Genomic DNA, 23,557 nt, shown 5'->3' with positions numbered 1-23,557 from the left:
ACGCAAAGGCGTTGTAAAAAAATCGAAATAATTAATTTAAAAGCCAGTCGTAGCCTTTTTCTTCGAGTTCGAGCGCTAAGTTTTTGTCGCCGGTTTTAATGATTTTTCCGTCTGCCAAAACATGCACAAAATCGGGCTGAATATAATCTAAAAGTCTTTGGTAGTGAGTGATAAGCAAAACTGCATTGCCTTCGTTTCTGAAAGAATTTACTCCATCGGCAACAATTCTGAGTGCGTCGATATCCAAACCGGAATCTGTTTCATCAAGAATCGCCAATTTCGGATTCAGCATCATCATTTGGAAAATTTCGTTTCTTTTTTTCTCACCTCCGGAGAATCCTTCGTTCAAAGATCTTGAAAGGAAATCTCTTTTAATACCCAATTTTTCAGAGTTTTCACGGATTAAAGCCAACATTTCTTTAGCAGGCATTTCTTCCAAACCGTTTGCCTTTCTGGTTTCGTTTAATGCAGCTTTAATAAAGTTGGTTACCGAAACTCCCGGAATTTCTACCGGATATTGAAAAGAAAGGAAAATTCCTTTGTGAGCGCGTTCTTCCGGTGCATCTTCGCTAATATTTTCCCCTTCGAAAAGGATTTCTCCTTCTGTTACTTCGTAATCTTCTTTCCCAGCAATAACCGATGAAAGGGTAGATTTTCCTGCTCCGTTGGGTCCCATAATCGCGTGAACTTCACCCGGATTAATTTGTAAGTTGATTCCTTTTAAGATTTCTACACCGTCTTCAATTTTCGCGTGTAAATTATTGATATTTAGCATAATGTTTTCGTTTCTTGAGTTTTGTTTAATGAAAATAATACTTCGATTAAACTGTTTTAGCCAACTGATCCTTCGAGAGAAATTTCCAGTAATTTTTGTGCTTCGATTGCAAATTCCATTGGTAATTTGTTCAAAACTTCTTTCCCGAAACCATTTACAATCAATGCGATGGCTTTTTCGGTACTGATTCCTCTTTGGTTACAGTAAAATATTTGATCTTCACCGATTTTGGAAGTCGTAGCTTCGTGTTCCAATTGCGCTGTAGGATCTTTGATTTCGATATAAGGGAAAGTGTGTGCTCCACATTCATTACCCATCAAAAGCGAATCACATTGTGAGAAATTTCTTGCTCCTTTCGCGGAAGGCATAACTTTCACCAAACCGCGGTAAGAATTATTGGATTTTCCTGCAGAAATTCCTTTAGAAATAATGGTTGATTTCGTATTTCTTCCGATGTGGATCATTTTCGTTCCTGTATCGGCATATTGGTGATTGTTGGTCACCGCGATGGAATAAAACTCTCCGATCGAATTGTCGCCTTTCAAAATGCATGACGGATATTTCCAAGTAACTGCAGAACCGGTTTCCACTTGGGTCCAAGAGATTTTTGCATTTTTCTCACAAATTCCTCTTTTGGTTACGAAATTGAAAACGCCACCTTTTCCTTCTTCGTTTCCGGGATACCAGTTTTGAACGGTTGAATATTTGATTTCAGCATCATCCAAAGCGATCAATTCCACAACTGCTGCGTGCAATTGGTTTTCGTCTCTTGATGGCGCGGTACAACCTTCCAAATAAGATACATAACTGCCTTCATCGGCAATCAAAAGTGTTCTTTCAAATTGTCCACTTCCAGATTGGTTGATTCTGAAATAAGTTGAAAGTTCCATCGGACATTTTACTCCTTTCGGAATGTAGCAAAAACTTCCGTCGGAAAACACTGCAGAATTGAGTGCTGCATAGAAATTATCGCCTCTAGGAACTACTTTTCCGATGTATTTTTTCACCAAGTCTGGGTGATTTTGAATAGCTTCGGAGATCGCACAGAAAATAATTCCTTTCTCCATCAAAGTATCCTGAAAGGTCGTTTTCACCGAAACGGAATCCATCACGATATCTACCGCAACACCGGAAAGTCTTTTCTGCTCTTCGATGTTGATTCCTAATTTTTCGAATGTTTTTAAAAGTTCCGGATCTACTTCATCTAAACTTGCCAATTCCGGTTTTTTCTTTGGAGCTGCGTAATATTTAATAGCTTGAAAATCAGGTTTTTCATATTTCACATTGGCCCAATTTGGCTCTTCCATTTTCTGCCAAATTCGAAAAGCTTCGAGTCTCCACTCGGTCATCCATTCCGGCTCATTTTTTTTGGCCGAAATCATCTTTACGATTTCTTCGTTCAGACCTGTAGGAAAATCTTCATACTCAATATCTGTTTCGAAGCCGAATTCGTATTTTTGGTTTTCTAAATCGACCCGTAAGTCGTCTTCTGTATATTTCATTTAATTAAATGATTAAAAAATTAGATGATTAATAAAAATAGTTTCTTTTTTTATTATCGATTTACGATTGATTATCAACAAATTTCGACAACTTTATGGAAAATATTTAGCAATCATTAATTAAATTTCAAGATTAATAACATTTTTTATAATATTTTACAAAAAAACATTTAATCTTTTAACTAAAGGGAAAAAGATTCCCCACAACCGCAGGTTCTGCTTGCATTGGGATTATTAAAAACAAAACCTTTTCCGTTCAATCCTCCCGAATATTCCAAAGTGGTTCCAGCTAAATAAAGAATAGATTTTTTATCTACAATTATTTTAATTCCGTTGTCTTCGAAAATTTGATCGGCATCCGATTTCTCATTATCGAATTTCAAAACGTACTCTAAACCTGAGCATCCACCGCTTTTCACGCCGACTCTTATGAAATCTTCGAAAGGCTTAAAACCATCTTCTGTCATCAGCTGGATGGCCTTTTCTTTCGCATGATCGCTTACTTTTATCATTGTTTTTATTTAGAATGATTTTAGATTGCAAAATTACTAATAATATAATGAAAATCAAATTTGTGACGGTATATTTGTCTATCTGAATTATAGAAGAAAAAATTTAACATTTTAACCGTAACCCTATCCAAATCGAAATATTTACTCATGAAAAAAATTGCACTGATATTTTTGGGATTATCTACCCAAATCTTTTTTGCGCAGGCAAACCGTTTTATCTATCAGGTAACGATGAAAACGGATTCCACCAACCGAAACGACATTAAAACCGAAACCGCTTATCTCGATGCAACACCCGAAAAATCTATTTTCTACGGGGAAAAAAGATTGCAGCGTGATTCGTTGTTTACAAGAATGAGACAGACAAATGGCGCTAGTTTCGACCGGTCGCAAATACAGAACCTGCGCTCAAATATTGACTATACAGTAGAAAAAGATTTTAAAACCGGAAAAAACACTTTTAATTCCAGAATTGCACGTGACCAGTATTCTTATGAAGAAGACCGGCCAATGGAATGGAAAATTCTTCCGGAGACCGCAAAGATTGGCGAATATAAAACCCAAAAGGCTGAAACGGATTTCGCCGGCAGAAAATGGGCAGCGTGGTTTACCACTGATGTTCCTTTTCAGGATGGACCTTATAAATTCTCGGGACTTCCGGGACTGATTGTAAAAGTGGAGGATTCTAAAGGCGACTATTCTTTCGACCTGAAAGAGACAAAGAAAATTGCCGAAATACAGAACTTTAATCAATCTGGAAATGTCGTTAAAGTAAAGAGAAAAGATTTTGTAAAACAAGAAGCACTCTTCCGCAAAGATCCCTTATCATTTATGCAGGCCGCTATGGGGACAAGAGGTGGTGGCGGAATCAGCGCTCCACAGAGCAGAGGTTCAATGCGGACTCCTGATCCAAATCAGCGCAGGCAGATGGAAACAAGAATGGCGGAGGAGTTGAAGAAAAATAACAACCCGATTGAATTGAATTAAAAAAAAATCCCGATCTATTGAGATTCGGGATTTTGATTTAGATCGTTTCCCCGCTTTTCAGCCATTCCGATTTTGAAAGGTATTGCTCATCAGGATAATAAATAAACAATACGTTTTTACCTTTTATGGTATTGATGATTGGTTCTGCCAAAGCTCTGGGAACCGCCGGGCAGCCCCAGCTTCTGCCGATTCTCTTCTGAGATCTAATGAAATCTTCACTCACGTAATCTGCTCCATGCATCACGATCGCTCTTTGCAGAGCCGCATCATTATAACCCGGATCCATCCCTAAAAGCTTGAGCGAATATCCGTTGCTGCCGTTGTACGTACTTTCGGTAATGTAAAAACCAAGGCTGCTTTGGTAAGAACTTTCGGTGTTCGAAAATTTCTGTGCAAATTCTTCACCCGTATTTTTTCCGTGCGCAACCAAGGAATTGAAAACTACAACTTTCTTCTCCAAATCAATTACCCAAAGGCGCTTTTGTGTTGATGAAAGTGAAAAATCGACGATACTGATTAAATTTGAAGTTTCTGGAAGTTTACCGGCTTTTTTAAGCTTATTGAACCCTAAATAAGCTTTTGAAAAAACATCAGGATTTAAAACATTTATTCCTTCAAAACTAAGGGAGGAAAAAATTTCTTCGCCCTTTATTTTTATGGAATTGGCCATTTTTCCGGCTGATAAAATTTTGGTGTGAGCTTTAAGTGAAGTTTTGGTGTCTGAAACTGTCGCTACATCCCTTTTATAAAAAGAGGTTGCGACAATAAATACCAAAAACAGTGTTAAAAGAACTTTCCTCATAAAACATTATGTTAAATTGATTTTAGGACTGCAAAACTACAAATAATTAAATATCAAGTGGTTAAATCAATTTTTTTTAACTGTTTTTTATGAAACTTTAACTCATATACAGTTCAAAATTATTTTGTAATTTTGCGTTCAGATGTTAAGGACATTAAAAATCTTTCTGATTATTTTGGGCTTGGGAGTTTTCATACTTCCAACGCAGACACTTTTCGCGCAGGATCCAACGGTGGAATGCTGTGAAAAAAAATCAAAGAAAGATGACTGCTGCAAAAGCGAAGAAAAAAAGTCCTGCCATTCTGATAGTCCTTCAGAAAAATCTGGAAAGAACAATTGTGGTAATGATTGCTCAAACTGTCATACGTGTTCTATAAATTTTGTCCTTAATTACTATCATTCCGAAGAATATCAGTCTTTGCAAAAAACATTCTTCGTCCATCAGCTGAAATTTATTTACGAAATTTCTTTTTTTTCATCAAGTTTTCATAACATCTGGCAGCCGCCTAAAATAGCTTAATTTATTGACTGACAGCCTGAAGTATGTTCTTCCGTCTCCCTTTTATTAAATTAACATATTTTAAAAAATGAAAACATTATTGAAAAGTCTTCTGGCTTTCTCACTCCTATTCACCAACTTTTTATTCGCACAAACCATCACCAAATCTACCTTTAAAGTAAAAGGCGAGTGCGGAATGTGTAAAGAAAGAATCGAAACAACCGCCAAAAAGAGCGGTGCCACCTACGCAAACTGGAACTCAGATTCTCAGCAGCTCATAGTAGAATATGATGCGGGAAAAGTAAGTCCTGATGAAATTCTAAAAAAAATCGCGGACGTAGGCCACGATAACGAAAAATATTCGGCTACGGATGAAGTTTACAGAAACCTTCCCGGATGTTGTCTTTACCCAAGAGAACCTTCTTTTCTACCAGTAACAAATGCAGAACCGAGCAAACCTACAAAAGGGGAAAATCAGTTTTTTGTGCGCGGAAACTGTGTTTCGTGTAAGACAAGAATTGAAAAAGCTGCTAAAACTGCCGGCGCCGATTCAGCGAATTGGGATCCTGAAACCCAAACAGTAACACTTAATTTTAATCCTGCAAAAACTTCAGCCGATGCAATTTTGAAAATGATCGCCGATGTAGGTCACGATAATGAAAAGTATACCGCGAGCGATTCGGTATATAAAAACCTTCCCGACTGTTGTCTTTACGACCGCACCTTGCCTTTGGGCGTAAAAAGTGATTTGGTTCACATGGAAGAAAGCCCCGCTCCAAAAAAGGATTTCACCCAACATGCTGATCATGTCGACAAGAGTATTGAAGAAGTAAAACTCATTAAAATGGGGGAAGCTACAGCGCTCAGTAAAAAGGAAACCGGCCTTACCTTCAATATCAGTTCTAAAGAATTATTGAAAGCCGCTTGCTGTAATCTTTCCGAAAGTTTCGAAACCAACGCAACTGTTGATGTCGCATTCAGCAATGCGGTTACCGGAACCAAACAACTGAAAATGTTAGGGTTAGACCAAAAATATACTTCATTGACAAAAGAACTTTTGCCTTCCATCCGCGGTTTGGCGTCACCTTACGGAATGAATTTAATTCCCGGAAGATGGATCGGCGGAATTCAGCTTACAAAAGGTGGCAGCACTGTGACTAACGGATATGAAAGCATCACCGGACAGATTAATACCGAGCTTTTAAAAATGCAGGAAGAACCCGAAACTGCCATCAATTTTTTCTGAGACATCAATGGGAGATTGGAATCCAATATCACTTCCATCAGTAAAATTTCTGACAAATGGAACCAGTCGGTACTTCTCCACGGAAATGCCACTTTAGCAAAGATGGACACGAATGACGACGGTTTCTTAGACCAACCGACAGGAAACCAGATTAATGCAGCTTAATTACTGAATTACAATGATTTGGAACACTCAGGTATGGGTACGCATTTTGGAATAAGTTTCGTTAAAGATGAAAGATTCGGCGGGCAAAAAGATTTCGATAAAAATACAGACCGTTCACAGCAAAGCTTTTACGGAGTGGGAATTGATATTACCAAATTCGACATTTGGAATAAAACAGGATACGTTTTTAAGGGAAAACCTTATCAAAGTATCGGCTGGATGAATCAGTTCACCTATCATCAGCAGGACAGCTTTTTCGGACAGAGAAATTACCTCGGTAACCAGAAAACCTTTTACTCAAACTTAATTTTCGAAAGTATTTTCGGGAATACAAATCATAAATACAAAACCGGAGCAAGTTTTCTGTATGATGATTTCGATGAAAATTATCTGACTCAAAACTTCAAAAGAACCGAAACGGTGCCCGGACTATTCTTTGAATATACATTAACAGGTTTAAAGTACACCTTGGTTGCGGGTGCAAGAACCGATTTTCACAACCTTGCCGGAACACAGTTTACGCCAAGACTTAACTTTAAATACGACATTTCTCCGAAGACAATCTTGAGACTTTCTGCCGGAAAAGGCTTCAGAACAGCCAATATTTTTGCTGAAAATCAGCAGTATTTCGCTTCAAACCGCCAGATTGAAATCTTAGGAAACGGCGGAGAAATTTATGATTTAAAACCGGAAATCGCCTGGAATTACGGAGCAAGTCTTCAGCAGGAATTCAAACTTTTTAACCGAAAAGCTACCTTAGTTGCTGATTTTTTCCGAACCGATTTCCAAGATCAGGTGTTGGCAGATTTGGACATTTCGCCGAACAAAATTGTATTCTATAATCTTGACGGAAATTCTTATGCAAACAGTTTCCAAACTCAATTGGATTTTGTTCCCGCAAAAAATCTGGAACTGCGCCTTGCCTACAAATATTATGATGTTCAGGCCGATTTTTCAGGAGGAAAAAGAGAGATCCCGTTTATGGCAAAAAACCGTGGATTCTTTAATGCATCATATGCTACGGATAAAAATGACAAAGGTGCTTTCTGGAGTTTCGATACGACACTACAGTTGGTTGGAAAACAGAAATTACCCAATTTAAATGCAAACCCGGCAGAATTCAGACTTCCTGAATATTCCGATTCATTTGCAACTTTGAATGCGCAGATTTCCAGAAACTTCAATAAAAATATTCGTGTATATTTGGGCGGAGAAAACCTGACAAGCTACACTCAGGACCAACCGATTATTGATTCGAAGAATCCTTTTGGTGATTATTTCGACGGAGGAATGGTTTATGCACCGATTATGCCGGCAAATGTGTATCTTGGTCTGGATGTTTCATTTTGAAAAAACTTAAATTAATTCCTATGAAAAAAATATCACTATTGCTCTTTTCAGCCGCAGCTTTTACAGTTTCGTGCAAAAACACAAAAGCAACAGAATCTCAAACAAAAGCCACGTCAGAAGCAACTGCGGCTCCAGCGAGAGAAAATACTGCTGCAACTGATGCTACGGCCCAGAATTCTGCAACCGTAACCACTTCCACAGACGGAAACAGACCAGCATTGAATCCTGCTCATGGTGAACCTTATCACCGATGCGATATTCAGGTAGGCGCGCCGCTCGACAGCCCTGCTCCGGTTCAGCCTGCAGCTCCGCAGGTTATTCCGCAACAGGCTCCTGTAAGTAATAATTTCAATACAAATCCTATTGCACCTTCAGCGGCACCGGCACCATCGGTTTCTTCAACTTCATCGTTGGGACCAAAACCAGCGCTGAATCCGCCTCATGGCCAACCGCATCACCGTTGCGATTTACAAGTTGGAGCACCTTTAACTTAAATGAAAGTTTTATTTAGATATAAATTGCGGAATTTCATGTTCCGCAATTTTTTTATTTCTTTTCTGAATCTCCTACGAACTCCAAACTAACAGAATTCATACAATATCTGATTCCTGTTGGCGGCGGTCCGTCATTAAAAACGTGTCCTAAATGCGAATCGCAACGTTTACAAAGCACCTCTATCCTTTCCATTCCGTGGGACGAGTCGCGTTTATACGCTGTTCCTTCCTTATCAGCTTCAAAAAAACTCGGCCATCCGCAAGTGGAAGAAAACTTCGAATCTGACCGGAAAAGATGGTTCCCACAAACCGCGCAGTAATATTCGCCGAGCTCATCAAACTGATTGTATTTTCCCGTGAACGGTCTTTCTGTTGCAGCTTCGCGAGCAATTGCATAAAGATCCGGAGATAGGATTTTTTTCCATTCTTCGTTGCTAACGGTTAATTTAGAACGATCTGTCCTTGAGTAATAAGGATTGTTTTTGGTGGTAATATTTTCCATTTGTTTTTCTTTTTCGGGTTTATTTACCTGAGAACACATTTGTAGGGAAATGCTCATCAGAATAATTAGGATTGTTTTCATCTTTTTAAAAACAGATTTTTAAGATAAATCGTATTTAGAATGAATTTTGCTCTTCAAAAGTAGTAAATTTGAACCTAATGAACGACGCAGAAAAAAAAATACAGCTTAGAAAATACAAATTATTTGCAACAGGACTTTTCGTTTTGATGGCGGTGATTTTTGTGGCGACCACCATTTTAGAGAAAAGAAATCCCGCGCATTGGATTGGTTACATCCGCGCTTTTTCGGAGGCGGCGATGGTGGGTGCATTAGCGGATTGGTTTGCAGTGACAGCCCTTTTTAACTATCCTTTAGGACTGAAAATTCCACACACGAATCTTATTGAAAACAGCAAAGACCGAATTGGCGATAATCTCGGGAATTTCGTGGTTTCTAATTTTCTTTCGCCTTCGAATATTCGTCCGTACATTCAAAAGCTTAAAATTTCTCAATTTGTGGGTGAATGGCTTTCAAAAGAACGCAACCAGCAGAATTTGGTGAAAGAAATGTCGAATATTGTTTTAGATATTTTGAACAAATTAGATGATTCTGCGGTGGTAAATTTTATTGGAAACAAAGCAAAAGAAATGTCCGATGACATAAAAATCAATCATATTTTAGGCAACGGAATCGAGTATGTTCTCGATAAAAACGATCATCAAAGGATGATTACAAGCCTTTCAAAACAGATAAAAGATTACGTTCTGCAAAATCAGGAAATCGTAAAAAACCGTGTAAAAAAGGAAAGTTTCTTCCTGATTCCGAAATTTGTAGATGATACGATCGCCGAAAAAATAACCAACGGCCTTTCGGCATTTTTCGAAGAAGTTGAAAATGATCAAAACCATTCTCTGCGTACTGAGATCACTCAAAAACTCTATGCTTTCTCTCATGAAATTCAAACCGAAGAAAAATGGGCAGAAGAATTTCGCGGGATTAAAAATGATTTTCTAAAAGAGGAAAAAATCAACCAATATTCAAAAGACATTTGGGAATCCATCAAAAAATCTTTATCGAAGGAATTGGAAGATGAAGATTCAGCATTAAAGAAATATTTGCAAAAAAACCTTTCAGAACTTGCGGAAAATCTAAAATCCGATGAAAAACTTCAGTATAAAATCGACCATTGGGTTCGGGTTACGGCTTACAAATATATTCTCCGAAACACTCATCAGTTCGGGGATTTAATCAGTTCTACCGTAGGAAACTGGCAAGGAAAAGAGCTCAGCGAAAAACTGGAGCTTGAAGTTGGCAAAGATCTTCAGTTTATCCGCGTAAACGGGACTTTGGTCGGCGGTTTGGTTGGATTGGTAATCTATACGATTGCGAATTTCTTCATTTAACTTTTTAAACCACAAAAGGCACAAAAGCTTTTTCTCAATCATTTTTATTTAAGATTTTAAAAGATAGCAAAATTTGAAAAACAGATTTTGCTACCTTCTGTAATGCTTTTTTCAAACATTTCTTTTGTGGCTTTTGTGGTTCAATAATCAATATTTTTCCAAAAGCTTCTTATTAATATCATGAATCAATTGTGGGCCTTCGTAGATAAATCCGGTGTAAAGTTGGATTAAACTTGCGCCTGCATCAAATTTTTCGATCGCATCATCAGCTGAGTGAATTCCGCCAACACCGATAATTGGGAAAGCTTTTCCACTTTTTTCTGAGAGAAATCGGATGACTTCCGTGGAACGTTTTGTTAATGGTTTTCCGGAAAGTCCACCCGTTTCGTCTTTGTTACTCGAAACCAAACCTTCACGGGAAAGTGTCGTGTTTGTTGCGATAACTCCGGCAATTTTGGTCTCGTTTACAATATCGATGATATCTAAAAGCTGTTCATCCGTCAAATCCGGCGCGATTTTCAGAAGAATTGGTTTTTGCTTTTCTTTTTCAGCATTGCGTTTCTGCAGTTCACTTAAAAGTTTCGTTAAAGGCTCTTTTTCCTGTAAAGCGCGGAGATTTGGTGTATTAGGCGAACTTACATTCACCACGAAATAATCGACAACAGGAAATAATTTTTCGAAACAGATGATGTAATCATTCACCGCATCTTCGTTGGCCGTGATTTTATTTTTTCCAATATTTCCGCCAATCAGCACGTTTTTATTGTTCTTCAGCCGTTCCACCGCCGCATCTATTCCACCGTTGTTGAAACCCATTCGGTTGATGATTGCAGAATCCTCTTTCAGACGGAACAGTCTTTTCTTGGGATTTCCGTCTTGTGGCTTTGGTGTTAAAGTTCCAATTTCAATAAAACCGAATCCCAGATCCGAAAGTTCACTGAACATTTTTGCATCCTTATCAAATCCCGCGGCTAGACCTACGGGATTTTTAAATTTCAGACCGAAAACTTCACGTTCCAATTTTTTGTCTTCAATAGGTTTCGGAAGAAAAATTTTGGCAAAAAAAGGGAAATTCTTTAATAATGAAAAAGTGAAATAATGTACTTCTTCGGGATCGAATTTGAATAGAATTGGGCGAATAAAGGATTTGTACATGCAAGAAAAGTTTAGCAAATTTAATGATTTACAACTAAACTTTCTAATGAAATCTGCTCGTAACTAGCCCTGATCGCAGCGGCATCCTTTTGCGGAGCGAAGCGCAGCAAAAGATATAGCGGAGAGCAGGTTCCCGGCTCCTTAAAATTAGAATAAATTTCCCTATTTTTGCACAAATTCAACTAAAATGGCTAAACAAGAAGATGTTTTCAAGAAACTTATTTCTCATGCAAAAGAATATGGTTTTATTTTTCCTTCGAGTGAGATATACGACGGACTATCAGCAATTTACGATTACGGACAGAACGGTGCGGAACTGAAAAACAACATTAAGCAATATTGGTGGAAAGCAATGGTGCAGATGAATGAAAATATTGTGGGAATTGATTCTGCGATTTTCATGCATCCAACGATTTGGAAAGCTTCCGGCCACGTTGACGCTTTCAACGATCCTTTGATTGATAATAAAGATTCGAAAAAACGTTTCAGAGCCGATGTTTTGCTGGAAGATTACTGCGCGAAACTGGAAGAAAAAGCACAAAAAGAAATCGATAAAGCAGCGAAAAGATTTGGTGACGCCTTTGATAAAAACGAATTTGAAACCACCAATCCACGAGTTTTAGAATATCGCGAAAAACAGAAAACCATCCTATCCAGAATGGCGAAATCTTTGGAAAATGAAGATTTGGCGGATGTAAAAGCTTTAATCGAAGAGCTGGAAATCGCTGATCCTGACACCGGTTCTAAAAACTGGACCGATGTTCGTCAGTTCAACTTAATGTTTGGAACGAAACTCGGCGCTTCTGCAGATTCGGCAACCGATTTATATCTTAGACCGGAAACTGCACAAGGAATTTTTGTGAATTTCCTGAATGTTCAGAAAACTTCGCGTCATAAATTACCATTCGGAATTGCTCAAATCGGTAAAGCTTTTAGAAATGAGATTGTTGCGAGACAATTTATCTTCAGAATGCGGGAATTCGAACAGATGGAAATGCAGTTTTTCGTTCCACCTGGAACAGAACTTAGCTTTTATGAAGAATGGAAACAAAAACGGTTGAACTGGCATTTGGCTTTAGGTTTAGGTGCTGAAAATTATAAATTCCACGATCACGAAAAACTGGCGCATTACGCCAATGCAGCTGCAGATATCGAATTTAAATTCCCGTTCGGATTCAAGGAACTGGAAGGAATTCACTCCAGAACTGATTTCGATTTAAGTGCTCATGAGAAATTCTCCGGCAGAAAATTACAGTATTTCGATGCCGAAAGAAACGAAAATTACATTCCTTATGTGGTGGAAACTTCCGTTGGTTTGGACCGACTTTTCCTCGCTATTTTCTCCAATTCACTGAAAGAGGAAGTTCTGGAAGACGGTTCAGAAAGAACAGTTCTTTCTCTTCCGCCAGCTTTGGCTCCGGTAAAAGCAGCGATTTTACCGTTGATGAAAAAAGACGGTTTAGGCGAATACGGGGAGAAAATCTTCAACGATCTGAAATTTGACTTCAACGTGATTTATGAAGATAAAGACAGCATCGGGAAACGTTACAGACGTCAGGATGCGATTGGAACGCCTTTCTGTATCACCATCGATCACGATTCTTTGGTGGATAACACCGTTACTTTAAGAGACCGCGACACGATGAAACAGGAAAGAGTTCCGGTAGCCGATTTGCGCAGAATCATCGACGAGAAAACGAATTTCAGAAACTTGCTTTCCAAGATTTAATCGTACTAAAAATATCAAACTGAAGTTCCGAATTACTCCGGAACTTTTTTTGTTTTTTAATCTTAAATTTGTGATTAAAGATTTATAAATGTTTTTGAAAATTCTAAAAGGAATCCTCGTATTTTTTGCTCTGGTCATCGCACTTACGTATTCTTTCGGCTACGATTATCTCTTCAATGGAATCCGCCAGACCTATCTCCGTGGAGAATCGGGTTCTACGATTGATGACGGCAAATATTTTCCGTCGCATACCATCGCGAAAGGAAATACTGTTTTGTGGGAAAAAGACTCTCTTTACAATAAAAAAGCGTTGCCTAAAACTTTGGTTCAGGATCTTAAAAATTCAAATACTGCATCATTTTTAATCATTAAAAATGGAAAACTTCTTCACGAACAATATTGGGACAGCTACAGCGCAACCTCAAAAACCAATTCCTTTTCTATGGCGAAAGCCGTCACTGTACTGCTGTTGGGCAAAGCAATTGAAGAAAAAAAAATCAGCAGTTTACATCAGCGTTATTCAGATTTTTTTGAAAATTACAAAAATGTAGAATTCGGAAATAGACTCACCGTAGGAGATTTAGCCAAAATGGAAGCCGGATTAAATTGGAACGAAAACTACAAAAATCCATTTCTGCAAAATGCAAAAGCTTATTATGGAAAATCGCTGGAAGAAGCCGTTTTGCTCCGAGGTTTTAAAGAAAATCCGGGAACAAAATTCGAATACCAAAGTGGCGCAACTCAACTTCTTGGCTTTGCTTTAAGAAAATCCATGAACAAAACCATCGCCGAATACGCCTCCGAAAAACTTTGGAAACCTCTCGGAATGGAGCATAATGCTGAATGGAGTACTGATGAATTGGGGATGGAAAAGACATTTTGCTGTATTCATTCTACCTCACGGGATTTTGCGAAACTCGGACAGTTGTTCTTGAATGACGGAAAATTCGGCGGTCAGCAAATCATCAGTTCAGAATTTTTAAACGAGATGAAAACGCCCACGAAACTTTCGAAAGAAGCTTATGGAATGGGACTTTGGATCAATAACGACGCAGCCATCAAACATTATTATTTCTGGGGATTATACGGACAGTACATCATCATCATTCCTGAGAAGAATATGATAATTGTGAGAACCGGCACTTATAAAGACCAGCCAACGGACGAAAAAGGAAGACCGGTACAAGCAGCGTTTTTGGCAAATGAGGTTGCAAATCATTATTAATACAATAAATCAGAATACATAGTATTCAAATATAAATTCCGTAAATTTGAAGCATTCTAAATAAGTTATGTTCGATTTACAAAATATCCGCAGCCAGTTCCCGATTCTGAATCAGCAGGTTAACGGGAAACCTTTGGTTTACCTCGATAATGCCGCAACTTCGCAGAAACCAATCAGTGTTTTAGATTCCTGGCAAAAATATTACACAGAAATCAACGCGAATGTTCATCGCGGAATTCACACTTTAAGCCAACTGGCGACCGAGGAAATGGAGCTTTCTAGGAGAAAAGTCCAAAAATTCATCAATGCAAAAAACGATTTTGAAGTCATTTTTACCAAAGGAACTACCGAAGGAATCAACCTTATCGCTTATTCTTTGACGAATTTTATTAAAGAAAACGACGAAATCATCATTTCTTATCTCGAACATCACTCGAATATTGTTCCGTGGCAAATGCTTTGCGAAAGAACCGGCGCAAAACTAAAAGTAATTCCGATTGATGAAAACGGCATTTTGCAGCTCGACTTTTTGGATGAAAATTTGACTGAAAAAACCAAAATAGTTTCTGTTAATCAGGTTTCCAACGCATTGGGAATTGTAAATCCCATTGAAGAAATTATTGCAAAAACCCGCGCAAATTCTGATGCTATCATCGTAATCGATGGAGCACAGTCTGCACCACATTTCAATATAGATGTTCAGAAAATGGATTGTGATTTTTTCGTTTTTTCAGGACACAAAATGTATGCACCGATGGGAACCGGAATTCTGTACGGAAAAGAAGAAATTCTGAGGAAAATTCAACCTTTCCACGGTGGTGGCGAGATGATCGCGACTTGCTCTTTCGAGAAAACCACCTACGCAGATTTGCCTTTCAAATTTGAAGCCGGCACACCAAACGTAGGCGGAAATATTGCCTTGGGAGCCGCTATTGATTTCATAGAAAATATTGGTCAGGAACATTTACAAAACCACGAAAATGCTTTGCTGGATTACGCTCAAAAGCAATTGCTGCAAATAGAAGGTTTAAAAATCTATGGTGAAAAGGCCCACAGAACCGGCGTTGTATCTTTCAATCTCGAAGGAATTGGAATTTCTTCAGATGTCGGAATGATTCTCGACAAGTTGGGAATTGCGGTGAGAACCGGCCATCATTGTACGCAACCGATTATGAATTTCTTCAATATCGCAGGAACCGTTCGAGCAAGTTTTGCAGTCTACAACACATTTGAAGAGATTGATATTCTTTTCGAAGGGGTGAAAAAAGCGCAAAAAATGCTGGGTTAAATCTTAGCTTTCCAAGATTTGTTTTGCCGCTTCTTTTGTTTTTACTTTTTCAATAACGCGAACGCAAATTCCGTTTTCGTCGAAGATAAAAGTCGTGCGAACGATTCCCATGAATTCTTTACCCATGAATTTTTTGAGTTGCCAAACGCCAAATTTTTCGATGACATCCCGGTTCTCATCGGCAAGTAGCGGATATTGGAAGCCAAATTTTTCATGAAACTTTTTCTGATTTTTCACAGGATCTGCAGAAACTCCTAATAATTGAAAGCCTTCTTTTTTAAGTTTTGAGAAATGATCATTTAAATCGCAGGCTTCAGCAGTACAACCAGGTGTATTGGCTTTTGGATAAAAGAAAATGACCAGTTTTTTTCCTAATAAATCTTGAGAATTCACCGATTCCCCGTCTTGATTTACACTTACAAATTCAGGCAATTGATCGCCAACTTTCAACATAATGTTTAATTTTGTTCAAATTTAAAGCTAAAATGACAAAAAAGCAAAGAGCCGAAACCGTGATGATGGAACTCGAAAAATTATATCCAGAAGTTCCGATTCCTCTGGATCATAGCGATCCTTACACGCTTTTGGTCGCGGTAGCTCTTTCGGCCCAAACGACTGATAAAAAGGTAAACCAAATTACCCCAAAATTATTCGAAGTTGCAGGTGATCCCTTTAGAATGAAGGATTTAGAAGTTGATGAAATTAAATATTTAATCAAAGAAATCGGGCTCGCAAATACCAAGGCCAAAAACTTAAAAAAAATGGCAGAACTCCTGGTAGAAAGGCATAACGGCGAGGTTCCACAAACTTTTGAAGAATTGGAAGCACTTCCGGGAGTTGGTCACAAAACTGCGTCGGTGGTGATGAGCCAAGCTTTCGGTGTACCAGCTTTTCCGGTCGACACGCATATTCATCGATTGATGGTTCAATGGCAACTAACTTCAGGAAAAAACGTTGTAGAAACAGAAAAAGACTCGAAAAGAATCTTCCCGAAAGAAAGTTGGAACAAACTTCATCTACAAATTATTTTCTACGGCCGCGAATATTCGCCGGCCAGAGGAAATCAGGATAAAGATTTCTTAACGAGAATGCTTTTTGACAAGTAAATACTGCATTTATTTTAAAAGCGCTTCAACTTTGCTCACCAGCTCATCCATTTCGAAAGGTTTGGTGAGAAAATCGTTCACATCGATTGTTTTGCTAATCTTTTCAGCATCGGGATGCGCAGACATCATCATGATTTTGATGTGATGAGTTTGTGGATTTTTTTTAATTTTTTTAGTTAAAATTTTCCCATCAAAACCCGACATCAGCAAATCGGTGATGATGAGTTTCGGAGAACATTTTTTAATCATTTTATTAAAATCCGAAGGATTCGTACAAGACGCTGCATCAAAACCTTCAGCAATTAAAATGCTTTCAATCAACGTGCAGATATCTTTATTATCATCCACCACCAAAATTTCCATATACTTCTTCGTGTTTTTTAAAGTTGGCTATCAAAATAAATTTTCTGATATTGAAAAAGCAAAATTAATTATTTTTATTAATGTTATTTATTAAATAATGAAAATTTTTCATCAAATTTAACATTCATAAATTATTATTATTAAAGAAAATTCAAAATTAAGTAAGCTTTGATTATTAATAACAATTAATTAAAAAATCCATTGATGATTTCAGTGGATTTTGTTCAAATATTTAGGTAATATATTATTGTCTTTTTGCCCAATTTTCCATTTTCCGATCCAAGACATCGAGCGGAAGACAACCTTGATTTAAAACTTCATCATGAAATTTGGCCAAACTAAACTTGGCACCCAATTCTTTCTGATATTTATCCCGAAGTTCCCGAATGCGTAGCGCTCCGATTTTATAACCCAATGCTTGTCCCGGCAAAGCCATATATCGTTCAATTTCCGCTGTTGCAGCGGCTTCATCATACGAAATATTACTCAAGAAATACTTAATTGCCTCTTCGCGATTCATCGTTCCGGTGTGCAAACCGGTATCAACAACCAAACGAACCGCTCTCAACATTTGGTCACTCAGATAACCCATTTTTTGATAAGGATCGGTGTACAAACCAAATTCGGGACCCAAAGTTTCACAATAATGCGCCCATCCTTCACCATACGCACCAAACCAACCAAACCTCATAAATTTCGGCAATGAAGTGTTTTCCTGTTGAAGAGAAACCTGATAATGATGACCAGGAATTGCCTCGTGAAGGAAAAGCGATTCCATTCCGGAAGTCACATTAAACTTCGAAGGATCCGGCAAAGGAATATAGAAAATTCCCGGTTTTTTACCATCAGATGTTCCTGGAAAATATTCAGCACTTGCCGTTGCTTCTCGGAATTTTTCGGTTTGGCGAATCTCAAATTTGGTTTTTGGAGTAACGCCGAACATGGTTTTCAATTTCGGGGTAATTTTTGTCAAAATCCCATTGAAAGCATTGATTACTTCTTTTTCGGTTTTATACGGCATTGCTTTAGGATCGGCTTTTACGAAAGTGATAAACTCTTCCAATGTTCCAGAGAAACCAACTTGTTGCTTCACTTTTTCCATTTCCGCACGAAGCATTGCCACCTGTTCCAATCCAATTTTATTGATTTCTTCCGGAGTTTTGTCGGTAGTGGTCTGGCTTTTCACATAAAAAGCATAAATCTCATTGCCTTTCGGCAACCCATTAATTCCGTCTGTGGTTCTAGCTTTCGGCAGATATTCTTTCGCTAAGAAATTGCCCATTTTTATATATGCAGGAATAATTTTTTGAAGAATGAGGTTTTTATAATCCGCAATTAATTTTTCTTTTTGTGCTTCAGAAAAGCTTTTTGGGAAGTTTTTTACGGGACCATAGAAAATATTTTTCTCCAAATCCGGACTTACGATTTCTTCCGCGGTCATCTGAGGAATCATCTTAACGACCAATTTTTGAGGCAAAACATAATTATTTTTAATTCCTTCACGGAAATTTTCAATCGCGGCATCCATCCATTTCGGGAATTTTTCAGCTCTGCTCAACCAATCCTGATAATCTTTTTCGGTTTTGAAGGGTTGAAATCCACTACCACTTCCCAAAAGCGGAAATTGCAAAGGAAGCCCGTCGAATTGGGTAAAAGGAATATATTCCGGGTGATAAGCGTAGTTTTCTATTTTATCTTTTAAGGTATAATCGAGGACATCATAAACAGTTTTATCCTCGTCATTCAAATTTTTATAATCCACTTTTTTCAGCTGCTCCTGCACGGAATTGAAAAAGGAAATTTCGCCAGAAATGAAATCTCTATCAATGGTAATCGGTAATTGGTCATTGTAACGGTAATCACCTTGTGCAGTGGCTTCCAAAGGATGAAGTTTCAAATATTGCTCATAATAGTTCGCAGCAATAGAATCCAAATCCGCCGGTGTAACTTTGGTAAGAGGCGAATCTTTTTTTTTGCAAGAAACTAAAGAAACAATAATTCCTAAGCCACAAAGTGCTTTATAAAAGATATTCTTCATTCTGATGATTTATTTTTGGAAACGCTAAATTAATAGTTTTAATATTATCGCTTCAGTTTTATTGAAAAATCGATTGAAAATTTTTCTATCTTCTTTAAAAGCAAATAAAAACTAAAGAATGAAAAGCTAAAACCCGCTTTATTTCTAAAAAAAGACCAAAAAATTTTGCACAACGAATCAATTTTTTATCTTTGTTGAAGCAGATTCACAATCAATTAATTAACATTTTTTTTCTTACCGAAATGAAAGGGATTTTAAAAATCTATCACCCTGAAGAAACCCTTAAATACCACATCAAAAGTACTTACTCTAAGGCGGTTTACAGCAATCAAAAGCATTTTCTGGAAGTTGAAATCATCACCGACGATTCTTTGGATCACGTGGATGACGACTCTCTACAATATCGTTTTCCGCAACTTTCGATGAATGTTTACGAATTTCCCCTCGAAGATGATCAAGTAGAAGGAAAAACTTTTGAGATTGACGATTCCGACGATGAAACCTTCACGGAAGTAAACCTTTTCGACGATGAAGACGCATTTCTTTACCAAAATGAATTGTCTTTTACCCAAAACGAAAATAGAGATTTGGAGCTATTATGGAAAGGGGAAATCACCGATTTTTATACCGGTTCCGACGAAACAATTCCTTTTAAATTGAAATGCAATTTCAGGCAAGACGAGATTGAAGTAGACGAGTAATTCCCGTTTTTTTCTTAGCTTTTTTTGTTAAAACCGTTTTTTTCTCAAGTAGAAAAAGCAGGTTATTTGAACACATTAATCATTTAAAAATGATTAACAGAAAGGTTTTTCAACAATATTAACCTAATTTTATCGTTCAGTTTTTAATTATAAATTTATATTAAATGTTTTTACAAGCAGCAGCACAAGCCGTAACGCCGGAAACGCAGGAGCAAGTTTTCTCTTTCTGGAAAATCATTTTCCACGGAAACCTTTTCGCCAATATCGTAATGTGCACCGTAATTGCATTAGGTGTTTTCTCGCTTTATATTTTTCTCGAAAGGTTATTTTACATCAACCGAATGTTGAAAATAAACGACACGAATTTAATGAATAACATTGCGGATTTGCTGAATCAGGGCCGTGTAGATGCAGCGATTGATTATTGCGAAAGACAAAATACTCCCGAAGCCAGAATCCTGGAAAAAGGAATCACACGCATCGGAAGACCGATTTCTGACATCGTAAGCGCAATGGAAAGTCAAGCACAAATAGAAATTTCCAAATTAGAAAAAAACCTGAATCTTTTAGCCTCTGTACCAAGCTTAGCGCCAATGTTGGGACTTTTAGGAACAGTAATCGGATTGATTATGGCGTTTTTCAGCATGTCGAATGCAGAAGGTTCTTTCTCTCCGAAAACGCTTTCCGAAGGAATTTACACCGCTCTCGGGCAAACCGCAATGGGTCTCGCAGTGGCAATTCCTTCCAATTTTTTCTATAATTTACTTTTAACGAGAATTGATAAATTTGTTCTGAAAGTTCAACATCTTTCTACCGACTTTTTAGATATCATCAACAAACCATCATAAATCATGAAACTTAAACGCAGAAATAAAGCAAATCCCGAGTTCAGCCTTGCTGCAATGGTGGATGTGATTTTGTTGCTCCTCATCTTTTTCATGGTAACTTCCGCAGCGGCTAACCAAAGTGCGATTGACGTAGAACTCCCGAAAGGTGAACTTGAAAATCCAAGCATTCCAAACCAAGTAACCGTTAGCATTAAAGAAGATGGCTCTTATTTTGTAGATGATGTTGCTGTAAAAAAAGAAGCTTTGGAATCTGTAATCGTCGAAAAATTAAAAAATACTCAAAAGCCTTCATTTACCATTAGAGCCGACAAAAATTCGTTTCATAAAGACGTAGTTTTTGCGATGGAAATTGCAGAAAAGCATAAATACAGCATCGCGATTGCCACTACGAAAGAAGATTAAGCCCTACAAAATGAACCAATACAGCATTAATAAACAGGAAGAAAATAAAGACAAGATCAAAAGCGGAATTATCACCGCGATTATCTGGTCCGCTCTCCTGCTGTTTGTTTCTCTTTATAAATTTACCACCACGATTCCCGAAAAAAACGAGGTCGTAACCAGCATGCTCATCAATTTCGGTGACAACAGAAACGGAAATGGAATAGAAGAACCCGCCGAACAAAAAGGAAGTTTGGCCGCAACAAGCGATCCAACAACCTTAGAAACATCTGCGGAAGCGCAATCTGAAACTAAAATTACAGAACCTTCGAACGCTGTTGAAATCACTAAAAAAGAGTCTGCGAAAGAAAAAGTAATAACAGGAACAAGTGCTATAAACACGGTAAAAAAATTTGAGAAATCAGAGAAAAATACGAAATCAACCGTTGCTTCTTCATCAAAATCTTCGACAAAATCTTCGACAAAAGCATCAAGTTCTAAATCCACAACTTCCAATTCGAAAACCGGCTCAGGCGACGGAAAAGGAACCGCTGCAATTGGAAATTTAATTAAAGGACGTGGTACAAAAGCCGGATCACAAGGCACCGGAACCGGCATAGGAAACCAAGGAGATCCTTTGGGCGGTGATGGTGATGGCGATAGCAAAATTGGGATCGACAGAAAATTAGTTGGCTACATTCCCGGAACGATGGGACGTGGCGGCGCACAACCATCGCATAATTGCTCAGCCAGCGGAAGCATCACGGTTTCTTACACCGTTGATAAGGCAGGAAACGTAATTTCCGCGAGAAGATCGGGAGGAATTTCCGATCCTTGCGTTGCATCAACATCGGTTTCTTGGGTTAAAAAATATGTAAAAGCCGAAAAAGCTTCGACCTCATCTACCGGAACTTATAAAATTACTTTCTAAAAATTTTACCTGAATTTCATAAAAAACTTTATGAAAATAATTTCCCAAAACCAAAAACTTTTGTGAATTTTGTGGAATGACAAATCATGAATATCAAGAAGCTGTAGAGTGGCTTTTTGTGCAAGCTCCGAACTACCAAATTGATGGTAAAAAAGCTTATAAACCCGGGCTTCAAAACATCTCCAAACTTTGCAATTTTTTTGGAAATCCACAAGAAAAAATCAAGACAATCCATATCGGCGGAACCAACGGAAAAGGTTCTACTAGCAATATGCTCGCTTCCGTTTTGCAGGAATCCGGCTATAAAATCGGTTTATACAATTCGCCACATTTAATTGATTTTACGGAAAGAATCAAGGTGAATGGTAAAAACTGCGATAAAGAATTTGTCTATCATTTCATCCAAAAACTCAAAAATCTTCCTTCAGATATCCGGCCTTCTTTTTTCGAATTTACGACGATTATGGCTTTCGAATATTTTGCCCAGCAAGAAGTAGATTTCGCAATCATCGAAGTCGGTTTAGGCGGTAGATTAGATTCCACCAATATCATCAATCCTTTGGTATCAGCCATTACCAATGTTGCTTTGGATCATCAAAATATTTTAGGAAATACTGTTGAAGAAATCGCTACTGAAAAAGCAGGAATCATTAAAGAAAATACACCAGTGATTTCAGGTGATGATAAAGAGGCGGTAAAAACAATTATTGCCAATAAAGCAAAAGAAAAAAACACCGAGTTCATCGATGCTACAACCATTAATTCAGATTTTAAATCTGATTTAAAGGGAAATTATCAAAAGAAAAACATCAAAGTAGTTTTGGCATTAATTCATGAATTAAAAAACCTCGGAGTTCAAATCTTTGAGAAAAATATCCAAGCCGGACTTTTAAATGTTCAAAAAAACACCAATTTTTTAGGTAGATGGTACGAATTTTCAAAAAATCCATTGACGATTTGCGATACCGGCCACAATCAAGCAGGTTTGGAAGAGGTTTTTGCGCAACTCAATACTTTACCCGAACACAAACATATCGTTCTCGGATTTGTAAAGGACAAAAAAATTGATGAAGTACTAAAGATCTTGCCTCAAAATTCCACTTATTATTTTGCAAAACCATACGTCAATCGAGGTCGTCTTCCGAAAGATTATGAGGATTTGCTGAAAAATTCTAAAATTTCTTATAAAATTTTTGACGAAGTTCAGCAAGCATATCTCTCTGCAAAACAGAATATTAAAAATGGAGAAATGATTTTTATCGGCGGAAGCAACTTCGTTGTGGGAGAATTTTTGGAAAAAAATTTGCAGAAATAAAAAAACGTTGTATATTTGCAACACCAAAAACAAGGGTTCTTAGCTCAGTTGGTTCAGAGCATCTGGTTTACACCCAGAGGGTCGGGGGTTCGAATCCCTCAGGACCCACACTTGTAAAAGCTTCACAGAAATGTGAGGCTTTTTTTGTGTGTAATTATTCCCATTTCAATAGGGTTTATACTCTCCTGTTAATCTTAAAAAAGCATGCCTTTTTAGGTTACCCTCCAGGTTACCCAAAAA

General features: G+C 37.7%; 21 protein-coding genes, 1 tRNA gene and 1 pseudogene. 14 read left to right on the top strand and 9 right to left on the bottom strand.

What is annotated here, in order from left to right; genetic code table 11:
* Nucleotides 1–31 precede the first annotated feature (31 nt).
* The 3 genes from sufC to H0S70_RS11285 form a co-directional block, all read right to left on the bottom strand.
* On the bottom strand, nucleotides 32–775 hold the full coding sequence (gene sufC / locus H0S70_RS11295) for a Fe-S cluster assembly ATPase SufC (RefSeq protein ID WP_031501242.1): 744 nt from the start codon (nucleotides 773–775) through the stop codon (nucleotides 32–34).
* Between the two features lie 56 nt (nucleotides 776–831).
* Nucleotides 832–2,277, bottom strand: coding sequence for a Fe-S cluster assembly protein SufB (gene sufB / locus H0S70_RS11290; RefSeq protein WP_188320872.1), 1,446 nt, complete (start codon nucleotides 2,275–2,277; stop codon nucleotides 832–834).
* A 182-nt stretch (nucleotides 2,278–2,459) separates the two neighbouring features.
* Nucleotides 2,460–2,789: a HesB/IscA family protein gene (locus tag H0S70_RS11285; protein WP_088263446.1), complete on the bottom strand. Its 330-nt coding sequence runs from the start codon at nucleotides 2,787–2,789 to the stop codon at nucleotides 2,460–2,462.
* A gap of 147 nt (nucleotides 2,790–2,936) precedes the next feature.
* Between H0S70_RS11285 and H0S70_RS11280 the strand changes: the two genes are divergently transcribed.
* Nucleotides 2,937–3,776, top strand: coding sequence for a GLPGLI family protein (locus H0S70_RS11280; RefSeq protein WP_188320871.1), 840 nt, complete (start codon nucleotides 2,937–2,939; stop codon nucleotides 3,774–3,776).
* Between the two features lie 37 nt (nucleotides 3,777–3,813).
* Here H0S70_RS11280 and H0S70_RS11275 read toward each other — a convergent pair whose 3' ends face one another.
* Nucleotides 3,814–4,578 carry a murein L,D-transpeptidase catalytic domain family protein gene (locus tag H0S70_RS11275; protein WP_188320870.1) on the bottom strand — a complete coding sequence of 255 codons (765 nt, stop codon included), beginning with the start codon at nucleotides 4,576–4,578 and terminating at the stop codon, nucleotides 3,814–3,816.
* Nucleotides 4,579–5,165: 587 nt separating this feature from the next.
* Here H0S70_RS11275 and H0S70_RS11270 point away from each other — a divergent pair.
* Nucleotides 5,166–7,838: pseudogene (locus H0S70_RS11270) on the top strand (TonB-dependent receptor domain-containing protein).
* 20 nt (nucleotides 7,839–7,858) lie between these two features.
* Nucleotides 7,859–8,332 (top strand): hypothetical protein, encoded by a 474-nt coding sequence (locus H0S70_RS11265; protein WP_188320869.1) that lies wholly within the window; start codon nucleotides 7,859–7,861, stop codon nucleotides 8,330–8,332.
* A 52-nt stretch (nucleotides 8,333–8,384) separates the two neighbouring features.
* Here the strand turns inward: H0S70_RS11265 and msrB are convergent, their stop codons facing one another.
* The gene (gene msrB, locus H0S70_RS11260; protein WP_188320868.1) at nucleotides 8,385–8,915 is read right to left on the bottom strand and encodes a peptide-methionine (R)-S-oxide reductase MsrB; all 531 of its coding nucleotides are present in this window, start codon (nucleotides 8,913–8,915) and stop codon (nucleotides 8,385–8,387) included.
* Between the two features lie 77 nt (nucleotides 8,916–8,992).
* On the opposite strand from msrB, the gene H0S70_RS11255 reads away from it, so the two are divergent.
* The gene (locus tag H0S70_RS11255) at nucleotides 8,993–10,237 is read left to right on the top strand and encodes a DUF445 domain-containing protein (RefSeq protein WP_188320867.1); all 1,245 of its coding nucleotides are present in this window, start codon (nucleotides 8,993–8,995) and stop codon (nucleotides 10,235–10,237) included.
* Nucleotides 10,238–10,384: 147 nt separating this feature from the next.
* Here H0S70_RS11255 and H0S70_RS11250 read toward each other — a convergent pair whose 3' ends face one another.
* Nucleotides 10,385–11,392 carry a quinone-dependent dihydroorotate dehydrogenase gene (locus H0S70_RS11250; RefSeq protein WP_188320866.1) on the bottom strand — a complete coding sequence of 336 codons (1,008 nt, stop codon included), beginning with the start codon at nucleotides 11,390–11,392 and terminating at the stop codon, nucleotides 10,385–10,387.
* Nucleotides 11,393–11,579: 187 nt separating this feature from the next.
* On the opposite strand from H0S70_RS11250, the gene H0S70_RS11245 reads away from it, so the two are divergent.
* From H0S70_RS11245 to H0S70_RS11235, 3 genes are all read left to right on the top strand, one after another.
* Complete coding sequence (locus tag H0S70_RS11245) at nucleotides 11,580–13,121, top strand: glycine--tRNA ligase (protein WP_188320865.1); 1,542 nt, start codon at nucleotides 11,580–11,582, stop codon at nucleotides 13,119–13,121.
* A gap of 88 nt (nucleotides 13,122–13,209) precedes the next feature.
* Complete coding sequence (locus H0S70_RS11240) at nucleotides 13,210–14,346, top strand: serine hydrolase domain-containing protein (RefSeq protein WP_188320864.1); 1,137 nt, start codon at nucleotides 13,210–13,212, stop codon at nucleotides 14,344–14,346.
* A 67-nt stretch (nucleotides 14,347–14,413) separates the two neighbouring features.
* Nucleotides 14,414–15,634, top strand: coding sequence for an aminotransferase class V-fold PLP-dependent enzyme (locus tag H0S70_RS11235; protein WP_188320863.1), 1,221 nt, complete (start codon nucleotides 14,414–14,416; stop codon nucleotides 15,632–15,634).
* 3 nt (nucleotides 15,635–15,637) lie between these two features.
* On the opposite strand, the gene bcp is transcribed toward H0S70_RS11235, so the two are convergent.
* Nucleotides 15,638–16,087, bottom strand: a complete 450-nt coding sequence (gene bcp, locus H0S70_RS11230) for a thioredoxin-dependent thiol peroxidase (RefSeq protein ID WP_188320862.1) — start codon at nucleotides 16,085–16,087, stop codon at nucleotides 15,638–15,640.
* A gap of 32 nt (nucleotides 16,088–16,119) precedes the next feature.
* On the opposite strand from bcp, the gene nth reads away from it, so the two are divergent.
* A complete protein-coding gene (gene nth / locus H0S70_RS11225) occupies nucleotides 16,120–16,740 on the top strand; it encodes an endonuclease III (protein WP_188320861.1) in 621 nt (206 codons plus the stop codon).
* Between the two features lie 9 nt (nucleotides 16,741–16,749).
* On the opposite strand, the gene H0S70_RS11220 is transcribed toward nth, so the two are convergent.
* Both H0S70_RS11220 and H0S70_RS11215 read right to left on the bottom strand, forming a co-directional pair.
* Nucleotides 16,750–17,103 (bottom strand): response regulator, encoded by a 354-nt coding sequence (locus tag H0S70_RS11220; RefSeq protein ID WP_123249100.1) that lies wholly within the window; start codon nucleotides 17,101–17,103, stop codon nucleotides 16,750–16,752.
* A 244-nt stretch (nucleotides 17,104–17,347) separates the two neighbouring features.
* Complete coding sequence (locus tag H0S70_RS11215) at nucleotides 17,348–19,141, bottom strand: DUF885 domain-containing protein (RefSeq protein ID WP_188320860.1); 1,794 nt, start codon at nucleotides 19,139–19,141, stop codon at nucleotides 17,348–17,350.
* A 242-nt stretch (nucleotides 19,142–19,383) separates the two neighbouring features.
* Here H0S70_RS11215 and H0S70_RS11210 point away from each other — a divergent pair, with 242 nt between their 5' ends.
* The 6 genes from H0S70_RS11210 to H0S70_RS11185 all read left to right on the top strand — a co-directional run bounded on the left by H0S70_RS11210 (nucleotide 19,384) and on the right by H0S70_RS11185 (nucleotide 23,425).
* Nucleotides 19,384–19,842, top strand: a complete 459-nt coding sequence (locus H0S70_RS11210) for a hypothetical protein (protein WP_031501256.1) — start codon at nucleotides 19,384–19,386, stop codon at nucleotides 19,840–19,842.
* Nucleotides 19,843–20,006: 164 nt separating this feature from the next.
* Nucleotides 20,007–20,690, top strand: coding sequence for a MotA/TolQ/ExbB proton channel family protein (locus tag H0S70_RS11205; RefSeq protein WP_088263452.1), 684 nt, complete (start codon nucleotides 20,007–20,009; stop codon nucleotides 20,688–20,690).
* A 3-nt stretch (nucleotides 20,691–20,693) separates the two neighbouring features.
* Nucleotides 20,694–21,092, top strand: a complete 399-nt coding sequence (locus H0S70_RS11200) for an ExbD/TolR family protein (RefSeq protein WP_188320859.1) — start codon at nucleotides 20,694–20,696, stop codon at nucleotides 21,090–21,092.
* A gap of 10 nt (nucleotides 21,093–21,102) precedes the next feature.
* Nucleotides 21,103–22,002 (top strand): ferric siderophore ABC transporter substrate-binding protein, encoded by a 900-nt coding sequence (locus H0S70_RS11195; protein ID WP_188320858.1) that lies wholly within the window; start codon nucleotides 21,103–21,105, stop codon nucleotides 22,000–22,002.
* A gap of 76 nt (nucleotides 22,003–22,078) precedes the next feature.
* On the top strand, nucleotides 22,079–23,317 hold the full coding sequence (locus H0S70_RS11190) for a bifunctional folylpolyglutamate synthase/dihydrofolate synthase (protein WP_188320857.1): 1,239 nt from the start codon (nucleotides 22,079–22,081) through the stop codon (nucleotides 23,315–23,317).
* A gap of 33 nt (nucleotides 23,318–23,350) precedes the next feature.
* Nucleotides 23,351–23,425 (top strand) — tRNA-Val (locus H0S70_RS11185).
* Nucleotides 23,426–23,557: the final 132 nt, after the last annotated feature.

The organism is Chryseobacterium manosquense (assembly GCF_014623485.1).
Lineage (GTDB): Bacteria > Bacteroidota > Bacteroidia > Flavobacteriales > Weeksellaceae > Kaistella > Kaistella haifensis.
Note: the sequence above shows the minus strand (reverse complement) of the source record. Positions and strands in the feature narration are given on the sequence as shown.

What these genes read in the sequence shown, in the direction of transcription:
- sufC (WP_031501242.1), bottom strand. Translation starts at nt 775, where the DNA reads ATGCTAAATATCAATAATTTACACGCGAAAATTGAAGACGGTGTAGAA.
- sufB (WP_188320872.1), bottom strand. Translation starts at nt 2,277, where the DNA reads ATGAAATATACAGAAGACGACTTACGGGTCGATTTAGAAAACCAAAAA.
- H0S70_RS11285 (WP_088263446.1), bottom strand. Translation starts at nt 2,789, where the DNA reads ATGATAAAAGTAAGCGATCATGCGAAAGAAAAGGCCATCCAGCTGATG.
- H0S70_RS11280 (WP_188320871.1), top strand. Translation starts at nt 2,937, where the DNA reads ATGAAAAAAATTGCACTGATATTTTTGGGATTATCTACCCAAATCTTT.
- H0S70_RS11275 (WP_188320870.1), bottom strand. Translation starts at nt 4,578, where the DNA reads ATGAGGAAAGTTCTTTTAACACTGTTTTTGGTATTTATTGTCGCAACC.
- H0S70_RS11265 (WP_188320869.1), top strand. Translation starts at nt 7,859, where the DNA reads ATGAAAAAAATATCACTATTGCTCTTTTCAGCCGCAGCTTTTACAGTT.
- msrB (WP_188320868.1), bottom strand. Translation starts at nt 8,915, where the DNA reads ATGAAAACAATCCTAATTATTCTGATGAGCATTTCCCTACAAATGTGT.
- H0S70_RS11255 (WP_188320867.1), top strand. Translation starts at nt 8,993, where the DNA reads ATGAACGACGCAGAAAAAAAAATACAGCTTAGAAAATACAAATTATTT.
- H0S70_RS11250 (WP_188320866.1), bottom strand. Translation starts at nt 11,392, where the DNA reads ATGTACAAATCCTTTATTCGCCCAATTCTATTCAAATTCGATCCCGAA.
- H0S70_RS11245 (WP_188320865.1), top strand. Translation starts at nt 11,580, where the DNA reads ATGGCTAAACAAGAAGATGTTTTCAAGAAACTTATTTCTCATGCAAAA.
- H0S70_RS11240 (WP_188320864.1), top strand. Translation starts at nt 13,210, where the DNA reads ATGTTTTTGAAAATTCTAAAAGGAATCCTCGTATTTTTTGCTCTGGTC.
- H0S70_RS11235 (WP_188320863.1), top strand. Translation starts at nt 14,414, where the DNA reads ATGTTCGATTTACAAAATATCCGCAGCCAGTTCCCGATTCTGAATCAG.
- bcp (WP_188320862.1), bottom strand. Translation starts at nt 16,087, where the DNA reads ATGTTGAAAGTTGGCGATCAATTGCCTGAATTTGTAAGTGTAAATCAA.
- nth (WP_188320861.1), top strand. Translation starts at nt 16,120, where the DNA reads ATGACAAAAAAGCAAAGAGCCGAAACCGTGATGATGGAACTCGAAAAA.
- H0S70_RS11220 (WP_123249100.1), bottom strand. Translation starts at nt 17,103, where the DNA reads ATGGAAATTTTGGTGGTGGATGATAATAAAGATATCTGCACGTTGATT.
- H0S70_RS11215 (WP_188320860.1), bottom strand. Translation starts at nt 19,141, where the DNA reads ATGAAGAATATCTTTTATAAAGCACTTTGTGGCTTAGGAATTATTGTT.
- H0S70_RS11210 (WP_031501256.1), top strand. Translation starts at nt 19,384, where the DNA reads ATGAAAGGGATTTTAAAAATCTATCACCCTGAAGAAACCCTTAAATAC.
- H0S70_RS11205 (WP_088263452.1), top strand. Translation starts at nt 20,007, where the DNA reads ATGTTTTTACAAGCAGCAGCACAAGCCGTAACGCCGGAAACGCAGGAG.
- H0S70_RS11200 (WP_188320859.1), top strand. Translation starts at nt 20,694, where the DNA reads ATGAAACTTAAACGCAGAAATAAAGCAAATCCCGAGTTCAGCCTTGCT.
- H0S70_RS11195 (WP_188320858.1), top strand. Translation starts at nt 21,103, where the DNA reads ATGAACCAATACAGCATTAATAAACAGGAAGAAAATAAAGACAAGATC.
- H0S70_RS11190 (WP_188320857.1), top strand. Translation starts at nt 22,079, where the DNA reads ATGACAAATCATGAATATCAAGAAGCTGTAGAGTGGCTTTTTGTGCAA.